We start from the raw sequence: 18,190 nt of genomic DNA, 5'->3' as shown, positions 1-18,190 counted from the left end.
CTTTTCTGATCTTTCTGCACGGTAAAACCGGTCAGGCCGTCTGCACGCCCTGCTTTGCCTGCAGGTAGGCTTCCCAGTCCTTCAGGAAGCGTTCCAGCCCCACATCCGTCAGCGGATGCTTGAGCAGTTGCATCATAACGCCGAAGGGCATGGTGGCCACGTCGGCACCCATCAGAGCCGCCTCGAGCACGTGCATCGGATGGCGCAGCGAGGCGGCCAGCACCTGCGTCTTGAAACCGTAGTTCCGATAAATCTTGACCACCTGCTCGATCACGTGCATGCCGTCGGACGACACGTCGTCGAGGCGACCGGCAAACGGACTGATGTAGGTCGCCCCGGCCTTGGCCGCCACGAGCGCCTGTGTGGGCGAAAAGCACAGCGTGCAGTTCGTGCGAATGCCTTCCTCCGTCAGCGTCTTGATGGCGCGGATGCCTTCGGCGATCAACGGGATCTTTACGACCACGCGCTCGTGGATGCGGGCCAGTTCCCGCGCTTCGCGCAACATGCCCTCGTAGTCCGTGGCCGTCACCTCGGCCGACACGTCGCCCTCGACCAGCTCGCAGATCTGGTAGATATGCTCGTGGAAATCACGGGCGCCCGCTTTCCGGATCAGCGTGGGGTTCGTGGTCACGCCATCGAGAATGCCCAGGCTCGCCGCTTCTCGGATTTCGTCCAGGTCGGCCGTGTCCAGGAAGAATTTCATGGTTCCCTTTCGTTTTTTTATCCTGTATTTTCGAAGCTTACGCCTGATCAAGTTCAATGGTTCTGCGCCAGCAGCGCACGCACTTCACCGGCCACCCGCTCGGGCGTGAAGCCGAATTTTTCGAACAGGACCTTGCCGGGAGCCGAAGCGCCGAAGCGCTCAATGCTGACGATGCGGCCCCGGCACCCTACGAACTGCTCCCATCCCTGTCCGACCCCGGCTTCGACGGCCACCCGTACGGTCACCTCCGGCGGGAGCACCGATTCCCGATAGGCCGCCTCCTGCTGCTTGAACAGCTCCCAGGAAGGCACGCTGACGACGCGCGTGCCGATGCCTTCGGCTTCGAGCTGTTCGGCGGCCGCCAGCGCCACATGTACTTCGCTGCCGGAAGCCAGCAGGATCGCCTGCAAGGTGCCCTGCGCTTCTCTGAGCACGTAAGCGCCGCGGCGCACGCCTTCGGCCGGCGCCAGACGGCTCCGGTCCAGCACCGGCACGTTCTGACGCGTCAACACGAGCACCGTGGGACCGTCTTCGCGCTCGAGCGCCACCTTCCAGGCTTCCACCGTCTCGGTCGCGTCGGCCGGCCGCAGCACCACCACGTGCGGGATGGCACGCAGGCTGGCCAGATGCTCGATCGGCTGATGCGTGGGACCGTCCTCACCCAGCCCGATCGAGTCGTGCGTGAACACGTAGATAACGGGCTGTTCTGAAAGGGCACTCAGCCGCAGCGACGGTCGCAGGTAATCGCTGAAGACCAGGAAGGTGCTCGCGTAGGCCCGCAGTCCGTGCAACGACAGCCCGTTACAGATGGCCGCCATGGCGTGCTCGCGCACCCCGAAGTGGATGTAGCCGCCCCTGCGGTTATCGCGGCTGAAGGCTTCGCGCCCTTTCGGATGCGTTTTGTTCGACTCGGCCAGGTCGGCCGAGCCGCCGATCAACTCGGGAATGCGGGCGGCCAGTACGTCGAGCACGGCCCCGCCGGCATTGCGCGTAGCTACGGCCTTGCCCGCCTCGAAGGTCGGGAGTCCCTCGCTCCACCCTTCGGGCAACCGCCGGCTCAGCCAGCGGTCCAGTTCGGCAGCTTCGGCGGGATAGGCTTCCCGATAGCGGGCGCGCAGCGCCTCCCATTCGGCCTGCCACTGCTGCCCCCGCGTGACGGCCTGCCGCATGTGCCGGTAGACCTCCTCCGGCACGTAAAAGGTTTTGTCCTCGGGCCAGCCCAGGTTGCGCTTGGTCAGGCGCACCTCTTCAGGACCGAGCGGCGCGCCGTGCGCGGCGGGCGTGTCCTGCTTGTTCGGGCTTCCGTAGCCGATGTGCGTGCGCACGATGATCAGCGAAGGGCGTTCGGTCTCGGCTTTGGCCTGCCGAAGCGCCGCATCGATGGCTACCAGGTCGTTCCCGTCGTCCACGCGCTGCACATGCCAGCCGTAGGCCTCAAAGCGCGCGCCGACGTCCTCGGTGAAGGTGACGTCCGTCGAGCCGTCGATGGAAATGTCATTGTCATCGTAGAGCACGATCAACTTCCCCAGCCCGAGATGTCCGGCCAGCGAAGCCGCCTCGTGCGAAATGCCTTCCATCAGGTCGCCGTCGGAGGCAATCACGTACGTGAAATGGTCGAACAGCGGGAATCCGTCCCGGTTGAAATGCGCCGCCAGATACTGTTCGGCGATCGCCATACCGACGGCATTTCCGAAGCCCTGGCCCAGCGGTCCCGTCGTGGTCTCGACCCCGGGCGTCAGCCCGTACTCCGGATGGCCCGGCGTGCGCGATCCCCACTGACGAAAGCGCTGCAACTCCTCCATGGGCAGGTCGTAGCCGGTCAGGTGCAGCAGCGCGTAGAGCAACATCGAGCCATGACCGGCCGAAAGCACGAACCGATCCCGGTTCGGCCACTTCGGATCGCTTGGATTGTGCCGCAGATGCCGGGTCCAGAGCACGTAGGCCATCGGCGCCGCGCCCATCGGCATGCCCGGATGGCCGGACTTCGCCTGCTCGACGGCATCGACGGCCAGGAATCGAATCGTATTGATGCACAGATTGTCCAGTTCGCCCGGCGAAAAGTCGGTTTCCCGAATCGCCTCCGTCGCCTTCTGTTCCTGCATGGTTTATGGTTTATGTCTTTCAGGTTACACCCAGAAGGAGAAGTACAGATAAATCGCCAGCACCAGCCCCAGAACCACCACCGTCAACGCCACATCCCGCCAGTCCCACGTCTTCCGACTCTCGGACCGATCCGACGCCGACACCGTCCCAAACGTCAACCCCCGTACCTTCTCCTCCGGCGGCGCCTCCGTCAGCAACGACACCCCCACCACAATCGCCACGCTCACGAAAAATAACAGTCCGGAGAAGTAATAGCCATTAAACGCGCCAATCGCCCCCAGCACCGTCCCCGGATCCAGCGCCCCGTTCTGCACCATCGACTGCAATGTCAGCTTCACCATCCCCAGCACAAAGCCAACGCCCAGCCCCCACACCGCACCCCGCGCGTTGATCCGACGGCTGGCCAATCCCAGCAGAAACACCGCCGTGATCGGCGGCGCCAGAAAACCCTGCACGTTCTGCAGGTAATCGTACAGCCCCGCCTTCGACTCGGCCATCACTTTCATGATCGGAATCCAGAGCAGACCCAGCCCCACCACCACCGCCGTCGCTATCCGTCCCACCCGCACCAGCTCCCGCTCCGGCCGTCCCGGCCGCAGCTTCTCATAAATATCCACCGTGAAAAGCGTCGCGCACGAATTAAACAGCGACGACAACGACGACATCAGCGCCGAGAGCAACCCCCCAACCACCAGCCCCCGCAAGCCCAGCGGCAATAGCTCCGCCACCAGCGTCGGAAAGACCATGTCCCCCAACAACTGACCCGAAGCGTCCGTCGGAATGTGAATCAACCCCTTCTGGTGCAGCGCATAGCCGATCATCCCCGGCACCAGAAAAATGAACACCGGCCACACCTTCAAAAAACCACCCCAGAGCGCGCCCCGACGCGCATCCTGCAGCGAACGCGCCGCCAGCGTCCGCTGCACAATGTACTGGTCCGTGCACCAGTACCAGATGCCCACGATCGGCGAGGAAATCATCACGCCCAGCCACGGAAACACCGGATCACTGTTCGAGCGCCACAGGGCCCACTGCTCGCCCTGCAGGCGGGCTACCTCCCGCAGCTCGCCCCAGCCCCCCAGTGCCGAAAGCCCGAATACCGTGATGAACACACTCCCCAGAATCAACAACCCCGTCTGCAACACCTCCGTGTAGACCACCGCCCGAAGCCCCCCCAGGATCGTGTAAATCCCCGTGGCCAGCACCGTCGCAATCGCCCCCACCCAGAACGCCTGGTCCGGCGAACCAAACACGTCGGCCAGAAGCGTCCGAAACACCAGCGCCCCCGCATACACCGTCACCGACACCTTCGTGAACACGTAGGCCGTCAGCGACACAATCGCCAGAATCCAGCGCGCGCGGCTGTTGAAACGCCGCTCGAGAAACTCCGGCATCGTGAAGACGCCCGAGCGGTAGTAAAACGGCACGAACACCCAGGCCAGCAGCACCAGAATCCAGGCGTGCAGCTCCCAGTGCGCCTGGGCCAGGCCGTTGGCCGCACCGCTTCCGGCCAGCCCCACGATGTGCTCCGAGCCGATGTTCGAAGCAAAAATCGAGGCGCCGATGACGAAAAAGCCCACGTCGCGGCCGGCCAGGAAGTAGTCCGTGGTGGTTTTGACGCGGCGGGCCGACCACCAGACGATCCCGGCCAGGATCGCGAAATAGGCCGCCACGATTAACCAGTCCAGTACCGTCATAGGGCTCCAGAAGGTTCGTTGGGGAAGGAGTCTATCGCTGTCCGTAGTAAGCCTGGCTTCCGTGCTTGCGCCGGAAGTGTTTGTCCAGCACGTACCGCTCGAGCACGGGCGCTTCGGGATTGAGCTGGTAGGTGTAGAGGGCCATTTCGGCCACCAGCTCGAGCACCAGCGCGTTTTCGGCCGCTTTTTCCGGGGTTTCACCCCAGGCAAAAGGGCCATGCCCGGCCACCAGCACGCCGGGCACCTCCAGCGGATCGAGCCCGCGCTCCCGGAAGCACTCGGCGATCACTACGCCCGTCTGGTGCTCGTAGGCTTCGGCGACCTCTTCCGGCCGCAACGGTCGCGTAACCGGAATTTCTCCGTAGAAATGGTCGGCGTGGGTCGTCCCCAGGCACGGAATCGGTCGGCGCGCCTGGGCCCAGGCCACCGCATGTCGGGAGTGCGTGTGCACGATGCCGCCGATTTCTTCGAACGCCAGGTACAGGTAGCGGTGCGTGGGCGTGTCGGTCGAGGGCTTCAGCGTGCCCTCCACCACGCGGCCGGTTTCCAGTTCGACGATCACCATGTCGTCCGGCCGCAGTCGGTCGTAGTCCACGCCGCTGGGTTTGATGGCCATGACGCCGGCCTGGCGATCCACCCCGCTGGCATTGCCCCAGGTGAGCTGCACCAGCCCGCTCCGCACGATATCCCGGTTCGCCTTCCAGACCGCCGCCTTCAGTTTTTCGAACGCCATACCTCGTCACGGATTTGAAGCAAGCGCTTCATCACTGGATAAAGATCCATTTCGACGCCGGATACCCCAAAGGCGTCGTGCAAATTCTTATAAAGTGCAAAAAGCTCGTCGTAAACGCGCCGTCGCTCCGGGTCCGGTTCGTAGGCTTCCGGCCGCACGCCGGTCATGGCCCGGATGGCTTCGTCGAAGCGATCGTAGCCACCGTTCTGCTTGCCGGCCACCACGGCCCCGCTGATGGCGGCACCCAGCGCACAGGTCAGATCGCTTCGGGCCAGCTCGATGCGACGACCCATCACGTCGGCATAGATCTGCATGAGCAGCGGATTTTTGGGCGGAATGCCCCCGCAGGCCAGCACGCGCCGAACCGGCACGCCATATTCCTCAAAGCGCTCCATGATGACACGGGCCCCGAAGGCCGTCGCTTCCATCAGCGCCCGGTAGATCTCGGCGGGTGTCGAGCGCAGCGTCAGTCCCACGATCAGCCCGGTCAGGCGCTGATCGACGAGCACGGTCCGGTTGCCGTTGTGCCAGTCGAGCGCCAGCAGGCCGCTTTCGCCCGGATGCAGCCGCGCGGCCGCCTCGGTCAGCGAAGCATGATCCTGGCCTTCCGGGCGCACCACCTGCACGAACCAGTTGAAGATGTCGCCCACGGCCGACTGGCCGGCTTCCAGCCCGTAGTAGCCCGGGAGCACCGAGTCGCGCACGATGCCGCACAGCCCGGGAATGTCGGCCAGCGGCTGATCGCCCGGAGCGATCATGATGTCGCAGGTGGACGTACCGATGATCTTGACCAGCACGCCCGGTTCGATGCCCGCCCCCACGGCCCCCAGATGGGCGTCGAAGGCGCCGACGGCCACGGGAATGCCGGCCGGAAGGCCCAGCCGCTCGGCCCATTCGGGCGTGAGCCGCCCCGCCGGCTGCGACACGTCATAGGCCCGGTCCGGCAACGAGCGCCGCACGCGCACCAGCGCCGGATCGATGGCGGCCAGGAATTCTTCGTCCGGGTAGCCGCCCCAGTCCGGGTTGAAGAACGCCTTGTGGCCGGCGGCACAGATCGAGCGCCGAAGCCGGGCGGGATGCTCGGTGCCGGTCAGCGCCGCCGGGATCCAGTCGGCGATCTCCACCCACGTGTAGGCCGCCTCGAACACCTCCGGATCCACCCGCCGACAGTGCAGGATTTTGGCCCAGAACCACTCGGCGCTGTAGGTGCCGCCGTAGCGGGCAATGTAGTGCGGCCGCAACGCCCGCGCCTTTTCGGTGATCTCGGCCGCCTCGGCATGGCTCGTATGGTCCTTCCAGAGCCAGGCCTGAGCATTGAGGTTGTTGCGAAAGCGTTCGTCGAAAGCCAGCGGACGCCCCTCAGCGTCGACCGGCAGCGGCGTCGAACCTGTCGTGTCGACCCCGATGCCGATGACGCGTGCGGGATCGAAGTCGAGATGGCGCCGCGCCTGCTCCAGCGCTCCCCGAATGCTTGCCTCGGCGCCCTGCAGGTAGTCGCCCGGATACTGACGGGCCAGATCCGGATCGGACGCGTCCAGAAGAATACCCTGCTCGCCCGAAGGATACGGAAACACGCAGGTGCCGACTTCCTCGCCGGTCTGCACGTTGACGATCAGAGCCCGGACGGAATTCGTGCCGTAGTCCAGTCCGATGGCGAACGTCGGTTGCATGGCGTTTTCCTCCGGTGTGGTTCAGGCCTGATGGCGGTACACGTCCCAGCCCAGGTACGTCCCCAGCGCCTCGGCCAGCACGTCGGCCACATGGTTCAGCGTGGCGGCCACGTGGTGCGGAAAGCCGTTGGCGCAGACGTAGCGCAGCAGCTGCTGCAGGCCGGGCACTTCGAAGACCCCGTAGCCGCCAAAGGTCTCGAGCGGATCGTCCGTGAAGCGTCCTTCGCCCACATAGGTGCGGATGCGGCCGCTGAACTCGTCGGTAGTCAGCCCGCAGAAGGTGAACGGCCCCGGTGCAATGCGCCCCACCAGCGTGCCGTAGGTGTTTTCCTTACCGACCGTGCCCGCGATGATCTCCTGATAATCCATGCGTTGCGACTCGAAAAAGGCGGCCGGCAGGTTGCTGCAGTGGAACACGACGCCCTTGTCCAGCTCGTCTCGGTAGTTGTTATTCCAGTCCAGCAGCGCCGCGGGTTTGCCTGAAGCCTGCTGCAACAGGTACATGCTGAGCACGCCCGGGATGTCGGCCTCGCAGGCGCTGGGGATCAGCCGGTTGCTGAGCATGCTCATGGGCGTACAGGGCACCACGCCGTAGAATTCCTCGAGGGCCGTCCAGCACTGAATGGCCACCGCCTTGAGTTCTTTCTCCTGCAGAAAGCGATCGATGGCCACGCCCAGCTTGGCCAGCTTGTACAGGCTTTCTTCAGGGATGCCCTGCGTGTCGGTATAGGCCCGGATTTCCTCAAGCTTCTGCTGGACCGGCGGGTCCTGATCGTTCATGCGCCGGATCCAGCCCAGCAGCTCCGAAAGGTCCAGCGGCTCGACGGTGATGCCCGTCCGCTCGAGCAGTTTTTCGCTGTAGCGCACGGTGTTGAAGGCGGCCGGCCGCGCGCCGATCTGTCCGATCCGCAGCCCGCGCAGCGAGCGCACCACGCGACAGACCGCCGCAAAGCGCCGCAGATCGGCCCGAAACGCCTCGCTGTCGGGATCGACCGTGTGCAGCGTCGTCAGCGAGTAGCGGATGCCGTACTGGTACAGGTTGTTGCAGACCGAAATCTTGCCGCAGAAACTGTCGCGGCGGAAGTTGATCGACATGCGATCAGGCCGATCCGGAAAGGCGTGAATCAGCACGGGCACGTCGATCCCGGCCCAGCGCAGCGTGTTAGCGATGGCCCGCTCGTCGCCGAAGTTGGGGAGCGAGACCAGCACGCCGTCGAGTTCGTCCCGATGCGCCCTGAAAAACTCGGCGTATTTCCGCGCTTCTTCGAGGCTTTCGACGGCACCGTTGCGCGTGGCCTCTTCCGGAAGGATGAGCGCCCGAATCCCCTCCGATTCCAGCACCTGCAATACCTTCTGGCGGCCTTCGGTGCAGAGATGGGCGGGGAAGAAGCCCCGGTTGCCGATAAGCACCCCCAGTGTAACCATGCGTTGCACCTCCCTGGGTTTTACAGTGACAGCAAAAGCGATTTCAGGTAGCGTTTAGGTAATGAGCGAAGCGATTCAATAATAGGAAACCTCTTTTTGTTAAGCAAGCCTGTGGCCGGCTTTTCACCGGACAGCCACTTTGTAAAGATCCTGTGAATAAACCGAAGCAGATTTATTTTGTAAAATGAATGGATTATAGTAACCCTGTGTTATGCCACCGCCACCGCTTTCCATCCCGCGCCATGCTTCGCACGCTGTTGCTGCTCGGACTGCTCCTGCTCGGCTGTCATGCGGCCGATTCGCAGCCGTCCGTCGCCCCCTCCGATCCGGAGGCCACCGCGGAAACACGCGCGCTCTTTCACAACCTGTACCGTCTGGCCCCCCGCGCCATCCTCTACGGCCATCAGGACGACCTGGCCTACGGCGTCTCCTGGTGGGCCGAACCCGGCCGCTCCGACGTGAAAGCAGTGACCGGCTCCTATCCGGCCGTCTACGGCTGGGACGTGGGCGACCTGGAACACGGGGCCGAACGCAACCTTGACGGCGTGCGCTTCGACGACATGCGCCGCTGGATCATCGAAGGCTTCCAGCGCGGCGGCGTCATCACGATCAGCTGGCACATGGACAACCCGGTCAGCGGCGGCAACGCCTGGGACACCACGCGGGCGGTCTATGCCATCCTGCCCGGCGGCCCGCAACACGCCCTGTTCCGGAGCTGGCTGGACCGCTTCGCCGACTTCGTCCGCACGCTCCGGGGCGTACCGCCCGGCCGCACCGACACCGTCGCCATCCCCATCATCTTCCGCCCTTACCACGAGTGGACCGGTAGCTGGTTCTGGTGGGGGCGCGGCCACTGCACCCCGGACGAATTCATCCAGCTCTGGCGTTTTACCGTCGATTACCTGCGCCGGGAAAAGGGCCTGCACAACCTGCTCCTGGCCTACTCCTCCGATCGCTTCCACTCGCCCGAGGATTACCTGGAACGCTACCCCGGCGACGACTACGTGGACCTGCTGGGCTTCGACGACTACCACTCCCACAAAAGCGAGGAAACGCTCCCCTTCCTGATCCGTGAGCTGCACGACGTGGTTCGCATGGCCCGGGCGCGCGGCAAACTGGCCGCCCTGACCGAAACCGGCTACGAAGCCATTCCCGACAGCACCTGGTGGACAGGCAAACTGCTCCGGGCGCTCGATCACGACGACACGACGCGCCAGATCATCTACGTGCTCACCTGGCGCAACGCCTACAACCGACCCGGCCACTACTTCGCCCCCTATCCCGGTCATCCCAGCGCCGAGGACTTTCGTCGCTTCAAGGCCCACCCGCTCATTTACTTCGAAGACGAACTGCCCGACCTGTACCGCCTGGAAAACGGCCGTTGAAAACATCCCGCGCCGGCTTCGCACGGCTTCCGGGAACCTGGCCCCGGGGTCCTTTATTCCACGACGGAATTTGAACCGATTTAACGGTCCAGTTTACCTGCAATGAAGAAGCGGCGCAATCCTACCATCTCGGACGTTGCCCGTCTGGCCGGCGTCTCGAAGGCCACCGTCTCGGCCGTGCTGAACGATCGGGATACGGTCAGCGCGGCTACCCGCGAAAAGGTGCTGGCCGTGATCCGCGAGCTCAACTACCGGCCGCGCGAATTCGCCCGCCACCGCTTCCGCTCCGACAGTGAGCGCAGCATCGGCTTCATCATCAAGGAAGACGACAACCCGTACTATGCCGAGCTGATCGCCGGCGCCCGGCGCGTGGCCGAGTCCAAAGGCTACACGATCCTGGTGGCCAGCTCCGAAGGCTCGTTCCGCGCCGAGCAGCAGATCATTCAACTCATGACGGCCAAGGACGTCAACGGCTTCATCATCACGCCGGTCATCGACGACGAGGCCGACCTCTCGCACATCTTCGAACTCAAGCGCCGCAACATTCCGTTCGTGCTGCTGGAGGGGATCCGCGGGCTGCAGGCCAACCTGGTGGACATCGACAACGTGCGCGCCTCACAGGCGGCCGTGCAGTACCTCATGGAGCAGGGGCACGCGCACATCGTCTATTTTGCCGGCCCGCGCTACTCGCTCCACACGGAAGAACGCCTGGAAGGCGTGCGCCGGGCCTTCAGCGCCTCGAACCGGGCGCTTCGCGACGATCAGGTCATCTACGCCGGCGCGCATGCCCGCGACGGGTACGAAGCTGCCCGGGCATACTTTGCGCAGCGGCCCGATCCCATGCCCACGGCCGTCGCCTGCTACAACGACCTGGTGGCGCTCGGCGTGCTCCGCGCACTGCAGGAACTGGACATCCGGGTACCCGACGAAGTATCGGTCATGGGCTTCGACGACCTGGCCTTCCTCCGCTACACGCCCTGGCCGCTTTCGACGGTGCGCGTGCCCAAAGAAACGATGGGCGAAAAGGCGGCCGAAATTCTGATCCGCAATATCGAGGCGGATCAGCCCGTGCCGATCGAAAAGGTGCATCTGGACTTCGAGCTGGTGCTTCGCGCCACGACGCGCGCCCTGCAGCCCTCGACCTAAAGGCCCGAGGCGATCAGCAGCTCGATGTCGCGGTAGGGGAGGCCGAACATGGCCGCCAGGCTCTTCTTGGTCAGGTGGCGGCGGTAGACGTAGGTGCCGTTGCGCAGTCCCACGTTGCGCCAGAGCGCTTCGTGAATGGAGCCGCTCTCACCGATCTCGATCAGGTAGGGCACCAGCACGTTGTTCAGCGCATAGGTGGCCGTGCGGGCCGCGTTCGAGGGCATGTTCGGCACGCAGTAGTGGATGACGTCGTACTTGCGGAAGACCGGATTGGAGTGCGTGGTGGGACGGCTCGTTTCGATACATCCGCCCTGATCGATCATCGTATCGACGATCACCGAGCCGGGCTGCATTTCGGCCACCATGTCTTCGGTGACCAGAATGGGCGCCCGCTGTCCTTCGCCCATTTTGGCCCCGATCACCACGTCGGCCGACCGCACCGCCTTGCGGATGAATTCGACCGAGGCCATCGCCGTGGTAACCCGTCGGTCCAGGTAGTGTTCAATGGCCCGGAGCGCACCCAGATCGGTATCGAGCACCACCACGTGCGCACCGAAACCCAGCGCCGTGCGGGCGGCCCACTCCCCGACGACACCGGCGCCGATGATCACCACGGTGGCCGGCGGCACGCCCGAAATCCCGCCCAGCATGACGCCTTTGCCCCCTTCGTTGCTCTCCAGATAGCGGGCGGCGATCTGGACGGCCATCGACCCCATGATCTCGTGCATCATGCGCACGATGGGCAGTGTGCCGTCCGAATCACGGATAAATTCAAAGCCAATACCCGTAACGCCCAGCTCCATGAGCCGCCGCAGAAAATCGGGCGTGGTGTTGCCCAGGTGCAGCGCGGAGATGAGCACCTGGTTTTCCTGCAGCAGCTTGAGTTCGTCGTCGGTAGGCCGCCCGACCTTGACGATCAGCTCACACTGGCTGTAAAGGTCCTCCGGCGTGGCCACGATCTGCGCCCCGGCCTCCATGTACTCCGCGTCCGGGAAGTTCGCCAGCACCCCGGCGCCCTGCTCGACGTACACCTCGTGCCCGTTGGCGACCAGCGTGGCCACTCCGCTGGGGGCCAGCGCCACGCGACGCTCCTCGTTCGCTACTTCCCGGGGCACGCCAATCCGCAACGAGCGGTGCTGTTCGCGAAGCCGCAACGGCTTCTCCATCGGCAGAAGCGCCTGACCGATGGTCATCCCTTGAAGGGCGGGGATCTCCATACGCAGCGACGGCCACCTTACTGGTTGCTATAGTTCTTCAAATATACGACGAACGCCCCTTAAAAAAGAAGGAACGGCCGGCTTTACCGGCCGGGAAAGTTTTTTCTTTTCAGGATTTTCCCGGTATGCCGACGTGCCTACCCGGTGCGGCCCAGCCATTCGTACAGCAACACCGTGGCGGCCATGGCCACATTCAGCGACTCGGTCGCCTGACGGCGCGGCGAGCCCGGCACCGTGACGCGTGCCGTCAGCCGCTCCCGCACGGCCGGCTGCAACCCGTGCGCCTCGCTGCCCAGCACGAGCACGGCCGGCTCGCGGGGCTGCCACCGGGAGGCCGGCGTGCCCTCCAGATCGGCCCCATAGCAGGTGAATCCGTTTGCCTGAAGCTGTGCGAGCAAGTCGGGCAACGCACCCGTGCGCACCAGCGCCAGATCCCAGTGGCTTCCCATGGCCGCCCGCACCACCTTGGGGTTGTAGAGGTCCACCGTGCCGGCCCCGGCCACGACGGCCTCAATCCCGAACCAGGCCGCCGCGCGCAGGATGGTACCGGCATTCCCCGGGTCCTGCAGGCCGTCGAGCGCCAGAATGCGACGGCAGCGCAGCAGGTGCGCCTCCGGCTGCCACTGCATTCGGGCGACGGCCAGCACGCCCTGGCTGGTCTCCACCTCCGAAAGCCGGGCCATTTCCTGCTCGGACACTTCCGCGACCGGCACCACGACGCGTGCCAGCAGCGCCTGCACCTCGGGCCGCCTGCGGGCCGTCGCGGTCACCAGCACCTCCACCAGCGGAGCCTGTGCCTCCAACGCCGCGGCCAGCAGGCGCACGCCTTCCACCAGATATTGTCCCAGCGCTTCCCGGTCTTTGCGTCGGTGCAGTCGGGCCAGTTCCTTCAAGCGACGTCGCGTGAGCATGAAGCCATACGAAATCCGACGGGTTGGAAGCCTCTACAGAACGCCCCCGGATGACTTTGGCTTCGGAAATTCGGATCTTCAGGCAAAAGCACGGTTCGCATGCGACGCTTTCTGCTGTTCGGTCTGCTCTGCTGGGGCCTCGGCGTTCCGGCCGGCGCCCAGCCCACCAACCTGGCGCGTTTCCAGGAGCTGGCCCGCTCCTGCCTGACGCTTCCGGACACGCTCCGGGCCTTCCGACTGGAAGCGCCGGACACGCTGCCCTACATCCGGACCGCCCTCGAAGCCCGCTGGCTGCAGGAAGGCCGCCGGGTGTACCGGCGCGACACCTCGGCGCTGCCCACGGTGCGCTACCGGATCGACGCGGCCCGCGTGGCATACGCCCGCCTTGACCACGACCGCCTGCAGCGCACCGTGACGCTGGCGCTGCAGGCCGAACTGCTGGATCCCCGGGGACGCCTGCTCGACGTGCGCGCCTGCCAGCCGGTGGCCGTCGATACCATCGCGCAGGCGCTGCGCGACCGTCTGGAGCACCCGGCCTTCCCGGAAACGCAGGCCCCGCTGCCTCCCGAACGTCCCGGCCTCCTCGAACGCTACGTGATCCCGGCCGTGGCGCTGGTAGCGACCACGCTGAGCGTCTATCTGCTTTTCACCCTCCGGAGTCGTTCTGGCGATGCGTCCAGTCCGTAAGCTGCTGTGGTTGCTGCTGGGACTGGCGGCGTGCGCCAACCCGGTACCGCCCTCCGGCGGCCCCCCGGACCGCACCCCGCCGGCGCTGGTGGAGAGCATGCCACCGCCCAACGCCACCGGCGTACAGGACCCGCGCATTCGGCTGATCTTTTCGGAAGGGATCGATCCGGCTTCCGTCGCCCGGGCCCTTTCGATCACGCCCACCCCGGAGCGCCTGCCCGAAGTGCGCGTCCGGGGCCGCACCGTCACCTTTACGCTCCCCGCGCCGCTACGACCCAACACCACCTACGTGCTGACCTTCGACACCAATCTCCGCGATCTGCACGGGGTCGCCCTCCGTGAACCCATCGTGCTGGCCTTCTCTACCGGCCCCACGATCAACCGGGGCCAGCTGGCCGGACGCGTGCTCGACGCCGCCTCCGGTCGTCCCGTTGCCGGCGTGGACGTGTACGCCTACGCCCTGCCCGATACGCTCCCGCCGCATGCGTGGCCAACCGCTCCGGACTACCGCACGCAAACCGATCCCGAAGGGCAGTTCCGGTTCACCTACCTGAGCCCGCAGCCCTACTTCGTGGTAGCGCTGGCCGACCGCAACCGCAACCGCCACCCGGACCCCGGCGAGGCCTTTGCCGCGCCGCCGATTCCGACGCTGGTGGCCGACACCACCGATCGGCCATTCCCTGAGCCCTGGCTGTTGACCCGACTCGACACCATGCCTCCTGCGCCGCAGCGCGTGCAGCCGCTTTCGAATCGGCGCCTGCAGGTGCGCTTTTCGGAACCGGTCCGGCTTCAGACGCGCGACCCCTCCCGCTGGCGGCTATTCACCGGGGACGCCACCGTGCCCGTCGACGTCGTGTACCAGGTGCCCGAGCGACCGCTCGACGTGCTGCTCTACACGGCTCCGCTTCGGGCCACCACGTATTTCCTGCGTCCAGGCGGCGTGGTGGACACGGCCGGCAATCCGGTGCGGCCGGACACCCTCCGCTTTACAGGAAGCGAACGGCCCGACACACTCCGCCTTCGTTTTCTGGGATTCGAGCCGGCCGCCGAGGCCCTGCTGTTGCCGGACCAACCGCTTCGGCTTCGGTTCAACCAGCCCCCGCCCGATCTGACGCCTTATCTGAGCCTGACCGATACGGCCGGAGCCCCCCGGACCTTCCACCTGGAAAGCGCCGACGGAACGACCTATGCGCTGTGGCCGGACCCGCCGCTGCGCCCAGACGAACGGCTGCACCTGGTGCTGGAGGGGCGGATCGTCGGCCGGCCCGACACGCTCTGGCGCGCCACGCTGGCCCGGATGCCCGCCGCCATGCTGGGCAGCCTGAGCGGCGTCGTGCAGGCGGCCGACACCACCGCGCCGATCGTCGTCGAATTGCTTCCGGAAACGCCTACCTTACCCGTTCGCCGACAGACTTTACCGCCCGGCGGCGGTGCGTTTCACTTCAAACAATTGCCCGAAGGGCGCTTCCGCGTGCGGGCCTTTCTGGACCGCAACGGCAATCGACGCTGGGACGGCGGCCAACTGCTGCCCTACGAGCCGCCCGAACCGCTGCGCCGGTTGCCCGAGCCGCTGCAGACGCGTCCCCGCTGGGAAGTAGCTGCGGCCGACACGCTGCATTTTCCGTCGCTTCATTTGCGCCAGACGCCCTGATGTGCGTTCTTTTTTTGAAAAGCCTGTTCCGAAAAGACCCATGGAAGCCATGCCGGAAGCCCTGCCCGAGCCGGTACTCACGGCCCGGGCCATGCGCGAAGCCGACCGCCGGACCATCGAAGAGCTGGGCCTGCCGGGCCGGGTGTTGATGGAAACGGCCGGACGCGGCGCGGCCGACGTGGCCGCCCGCATGCTGGGCACGGTGGCCGGACGCACCGTCGTGTGCCTCTGCGGCCGGGGCAACAACGGGGGCGACGGCTTCGTGCTGGCGCGCGTGCTGCATGCCCGGGGCGCCCGCGTGCACGTGGTGACGCTGGCCGACGTCTCGGCCATGAGCGACGATGCCGCGGCCAACTACCGACTGCTGGAGCAACTGGCCGCGGCCGACGCTTCCGGACGCCTGCACCTGCACCGCCTGGACGCGCTGGTCGGGCTGGACCACCTGCCGCCAGCCGATCTCTACGTGGACGCCCTGCTGGGCACGGGGCTTTCCAGTCCGCTCCGCTCGCCCATCCGGGAGCTGGTGCAGTGGCTCAACGAACGGGCGGCGCCTGTGCTGGCCATCGACATTCCGACCGGGCTCGACAGCGATACCGGCGAAGTGCTGGGTGCGGCCGTTGCCGCCACCCGTACCGTGACGATGGGCGCGCTCAAGGTGGGCCTGCTGCTGGGCGAAGGACCCCGCCTGTGCGGCGCCATCGACGTGATCGAGATCGGCATTCCCCGCCACGTGCTGGAGCAGGTCGCCCGACAACCGGGTTGCGCCTGGCGTGCCACCGACGCACTCATCCGGCAATGGCTTCCGCGCCGGGCGCACGACGCCCACAAGTACAGCGCCGGAATGGCGCTCGTCGTGGCCGGCTCCCGCGAGTTCACCGGCGCGCCGGTAATGGCTGCCACGGCGGCGGCCCGGATCGGCGCCGGCTACGTGCTCTGCGCCTGTCCTTCGGACGTGCGCCCGATCCTGGCCACCAAGCTGACCGAAGTGGCCCTGCTGGGCCTGCCCGAGACCGAACGCGGCGGCATCGACCAGGAAGACGCCTTCGACGTGCTCGACGGCTGGCTGGAACGCGCCCGCGCGCTGCTCGTCGGACCAGGCCTGGGCCGCCACCCCGACACGCAGCGCTTCGTGCGTGCCCTGCTGGAACGGACGCAACTCCCCACGGTTATCGATGCGGACGGGCTGAACGCGCTGGTCGGTTTTACCGACCTGATCCGCGAGCATGCGCAGGGGCGCTGGATCCTCACGCCACACACGGGTGAGTTTCGCCGGCTGGCGGGCGAGGTGGATCTGACCCGGCGTATCGAAGTTGTGCAGGAGTATGCGCGGGCGTGGGGCTGCGTGCTCCTGCTCAAGGGAATGCCCAGTGTGGTGGGCTGGCCCGACGGCACGGTCTGGATCAATGCCACGGGCAATCCGGCGCTGGCCACGGCCGGCACCGGCGACGTGCTGGCTGGCCTGTGCGTCGGCCTTGTAGCCCAGGGCCTGCCGCCCACGCAGGCGGCCGTCTGCGCGCTACACGTGGGTGGCGCTGCAGCCGACCGCTACGCGGCCCACTACGGCACGGCTTCCATGATGGCACTGGACTTGCTTGCGCACCTGCCCGTTGTCCTTCGCGAACGCTTCGACCGATAAGCATGCGGTTGTTTCGACTGCTGGCGGTGGGCTGGACGCTGGGCGTGCTGGTCGCCTGCTTCATCCCCGGCAAACTCGTCGAGCCCATCGTCTTCGAATGGATCGACAAAATCGCCCATTTCGTGCTGTTTGCCGGGTTTGCCGGGTTCTGGCTCCCGGCCCTTCCCGGAAATCGTCGCTTTGCGCTGGTGCTCGGGACGGGTCTGCTGCTGGCCCTGTTTACCGAAGTCGGCCAGTATGTGCTGTCGATCGGCCGTTCGGCCGAGTGGTTCGACCTGGCGGCCGACGGACTGGGCCTGCTGGCCGGCTATGCCTTCGATCGCTGGCTGATCATTCCCACCACCCGTTCCTGAATGGAACTTCAGCAATCCTTCATGCATAAGCACGGTTGCTTCCATGCTGAAAACACTGTATCTTCGCCGCTACACCAACCAGTAGCTATCTGTCATGGGGATTGTTCGGAAGACGGAAGAGGCCGATCTGCGAAAGCGGTATCCGCTCTATATCGAGATCGGTCTGATCATCACGCTGCTCCTTTTGATCGTCGCCTTCCGCGTCGACTGGCGGCCCGAGCAGGAAATGCAATTTGTGATGGAGGAGCAGGAAGTGGTGCAGATGGAAGAGATCGTGCAGACCAAGCAGGAGGTCAAGCCACCGCCACCGCCGCGGCCGCCCGTCCCGGTAGAGGTGCCGGATGAGACGACGCTGGAGGAGGAAGACCTGAACCTGGACGCCGCGCTGGACATCAACGAGACGGTCACCAACGTCCCGCCGCCTCCGCCGCCTCCTGAGGAAGAAGAAGAGCCCGAGCCGGAGGTGTTCGTGGTGGTCGAGGAGATGCCCGAGATCATCGGCGGCCAGAAGGCGCTCTACGACTGCATTAAGTATCCGGAAATTGCCCGCAAGGCAGGCGTCGAAGGCCGCGTGATCATCCAGTTCGTGGTGGACGAAAACGGCAACGTGACCAACCCGCAGGTGCTGCGCGGCGTCGGAGCCGGCCTCGACGAAGAAGCGCTCCGGTGCGTCAGCCAGCTCAAGTTCAAGCCGGGACGTCAGCGTGGGCGTCCGGTGCGCGTGCGCTTCACGCTGCCGGTGATCTTCCGTCTACAGTGATAATCAGGTCTGTCGAAACAAAAAAGCGCGGTCCGATGGGCCGCGCTTTTTTATTGCACAGCGTCAGGGGAATAGACGCTTATACGATTTCTGAAAAATCGTATCGTAGTGCA

Annotated in this window: 15 protein-coding genes; 7 read left to right on the top strand and 8 right to left on the bottom strand. The window is 65.5% G+C overall.

Annotated features, from left to right (window positions below; all coding sequences use genetic code 11):
* Positions 1-31: 31 nt before the first annotated feature.
* Genes fsa through GYH26_RS02425 form a run of 6 tightly spaced genes read right to left on the bottom strand, consistent with a single transcriptional unit; the run spans position 32 to position 8,331 of the window.
* Positions 32-703 carry a fructose-6-phosphate aldolase gene (fsa, locus tag GYH26_RS02450; RefSeq protein ID WP_161540344.1) on the bottom strand — a complete coding sequence of 224 codons (672 nt, stop codon included), beginning with the start codon at positions 701-703 and terminating at the stop codon, positions 32-34.
* 53 nt (positions 704-756) lie between these two features.
* Positions 757-2,805: a transketolase gene (tkt, locus tag GYH26_RS02445; RefSeq protein ID WP_161540343.1), complete on the bottom strand. Its 2,049-nt coding sequence runs from the start codon at positions 2,803-2,805 to the stop codon at positions 757-759.
* 24 nt (positions 2,806-2,829) lie between these two features.
* Positions 2,830-4,503: a sodium:solute symporter gene (locus GYH26_RS02440; RefSeq protein ID WP_161540342.1), complete on the bottom strand. Its 1,674-nt coding sequence runs from the start codon at positions 4,501-4,503 to the stop codon at positions 2,830-2,832.
* 31 nt (positions 4,504-4,534) lie between these two features.
* Positions 4,535-5,236, bottom strand: a complete 702-nt coding sequence (locus tag GYH26_RS02435) for an L-ribulose-5-phosphate 4-epimerase (RefSeq protein WP_161540341.1) — start codon at positions 5,234-5,236, stop codon at positions 4,535-4,537.
* The gene (locus GYH26_RS02430; protein WP_161540340.1) at positions 5,218-6,906 is read right to left on the bottom strand and encodes a ribulokinase; all 1,689 of its coding nucleotides are present in this window, start codon (positions 6,904-6,906) and stop codon (positions 5,218-5,220) included. Before GYH26_RS02430 ends, GYH26_RS02435 begins: the two co-directional genes overlap by 19 nt.
* A gap of 21 nt (positions 6,907-6,927) precedes the next feature.
* On the bottom strand, positions 6,928-8,331 hold the full coding sequence (locus GYH26_RS02425) for an L-fucose/L-arabinose isomerase family protein (RefSeq protein ID WP_014066164.1): 1,404 nt from the start codon (positions 8,329-8,331) through the stop codon (positions 6,928-6,930).
* Positions 8,332-8,573: 242 nt separating this feature from the next.
* On the opposite strand from GYH26_RS02425, the gene GYH26_RS02420 reads away from it, so the two are divergent.
* Both GYH26_RS02420 and GYH26_RS02415 read left to right on the top strand, forming a co-directional pair.
* Complete coding sequence (locus GYH26_RS02420; RefSeq protein WP_014066163.1) at positions 8,574-9,716, top strand: glycoside hydrolase family 26 protein; 1,143 nt, start codon at positions 8,574-8,576, stop codon at positions 9,714-9,716.
* Positions 9,717-9,818: 102 nt separating this feature from the next.
* Entirely contained in the window at positions 9,819-10,862 is a 1,044-nt protein-coding gene (locus GYH26_RS02415) for a LacI family DNA-binding transcriptional regulator (RefSeq protein WP_161540339.1), read from the top strand.
* Here the strand turns inward: GYH26_RS02415 and GYH26_RS02410 are convergent.
* Together GYH26_RS02410 and GYH26_RS02405 are read right to left on the bottom strand one after the other, a co-directional pair.
* The gene (locus GYH26_RS02410; RefSeq protein ID WP_242006560.1) at positions 10,859-12,028 is read right to left on the bottom strand and encodes an alanine dehydrogenase; all 1,170 of its coding nucleotides are present in this window, start codon (positions 12,026-12,028) and stop codon (positions 10,859-10,861) included. The genes GYH26_RS02415 and GYH26_RS02410 overlap by 4 nt on opposite strands.
* A 188-nt stretch (positions 12,029-12,216) precedes the next feature.
* Positions 12,217-12,990 carry a TrmH family RNA methyltransferase gene (locus tag GYH26_RS02405; protein WP_161540338.1) on the bottom strand — a complete coding sequence of 258 codons (774 nt, stop codon included), beginning with the start codon at positions 12,988-12,990 and terminating at the stop codon, positions 12,217-12,219.
* A gap of 99 nt (positions 12,991-13,089) precedes the next feature.
* Here GYH26_RS02405 and GYH26_RS02400 point away from each other — a divergent pair, with 99 nt between their 5' ends.
* The 5 genes from GYH26_RS02400 to GYH26_RS02380 all read left to right on the top strand — a co-directional run bounded on the left by GYH26_RS02400 (position 13,090) and on the right by GYH26_RS02380 (position 18,077).
* The gene (locus GYH26_RS02400) at positions 13,090-13,677 is read left to right on the top strand and encodes a hypothetical protein (RefSeq protein WP_012842977.1); all 588 of its coding nucleotides are present in this window, start codon (positions 13,090-13,092) and stop codon (positions 13,675-13,677) included.
* The gene (locus tag GYH26_RS02395) at positions 13,661-15,328 is read left to right on the top strand and encodes an Ig-like domain-containing protein (protein ID WP_161540337.1); all 1,668 of its coding nucleotides are present in this window, start codon (positions 13,661-13,663) and stop codon (positions 15,326-15,328) included. The genes GYH26_RS02400 and GYH26_RS02395 overlap by 17 nt, the downstream gene beginning before the upstream one ends.
* Positions 15,329-15,368: 40 nt before the next feature.
* Positions 15,369-16,964, top strand: coding sequence for an NAD(P)H-hydrate dehydratase (locus tag GYH26_RS02390; RefSeq protein WP_161540336.1), 1,596 nt, complete (start codon positions 15,369-15,371; stop codon positions 16,962-16,964).
* Positions 16,965-16,966: 2 nt separating this feature from the next.
* Positions 16,967-17,317 carry a VanZ family protein gene (locus tag GYH26_RS02385; RefSeq protein WP_014066160.1) on the top strand — a complete coding sequence of 117 codons (351 nt, stop codon included), beginning with the start codon at positions 16,967-16,969 and terminating at the stop codon, positions 17,315-17,317.
* 94 nt (positions 17,318-17,411) lie between these two features.
* On the top strand, positions 17,412-18,077 hold the full coding sequence (locus GYH26_RS02380; RefSeq protein ID WP_161540335.1) for an energy transducer TonB: 666 nt from the start codon (positions 17,412-17,414) through the stop codon (positions 18,075-18,077).
* Positions 18,078-18,190 lie beyond the last annotated feature (113 nt).

The organism is Rhodothermus marinus, assembly GCF_009936275.1.
Taxonomy (GTDB): Bacteria; Bacteroidota; Rhodothermia; order Rhodothermales; family Rhodothermaceae; genus Rhodothermus; species Rhodothermus marinus_A.
Note: the sequence above shows the minus strand (reverse complement) of the source record. Positions and strands in the feature narration are given on the sequence as shown.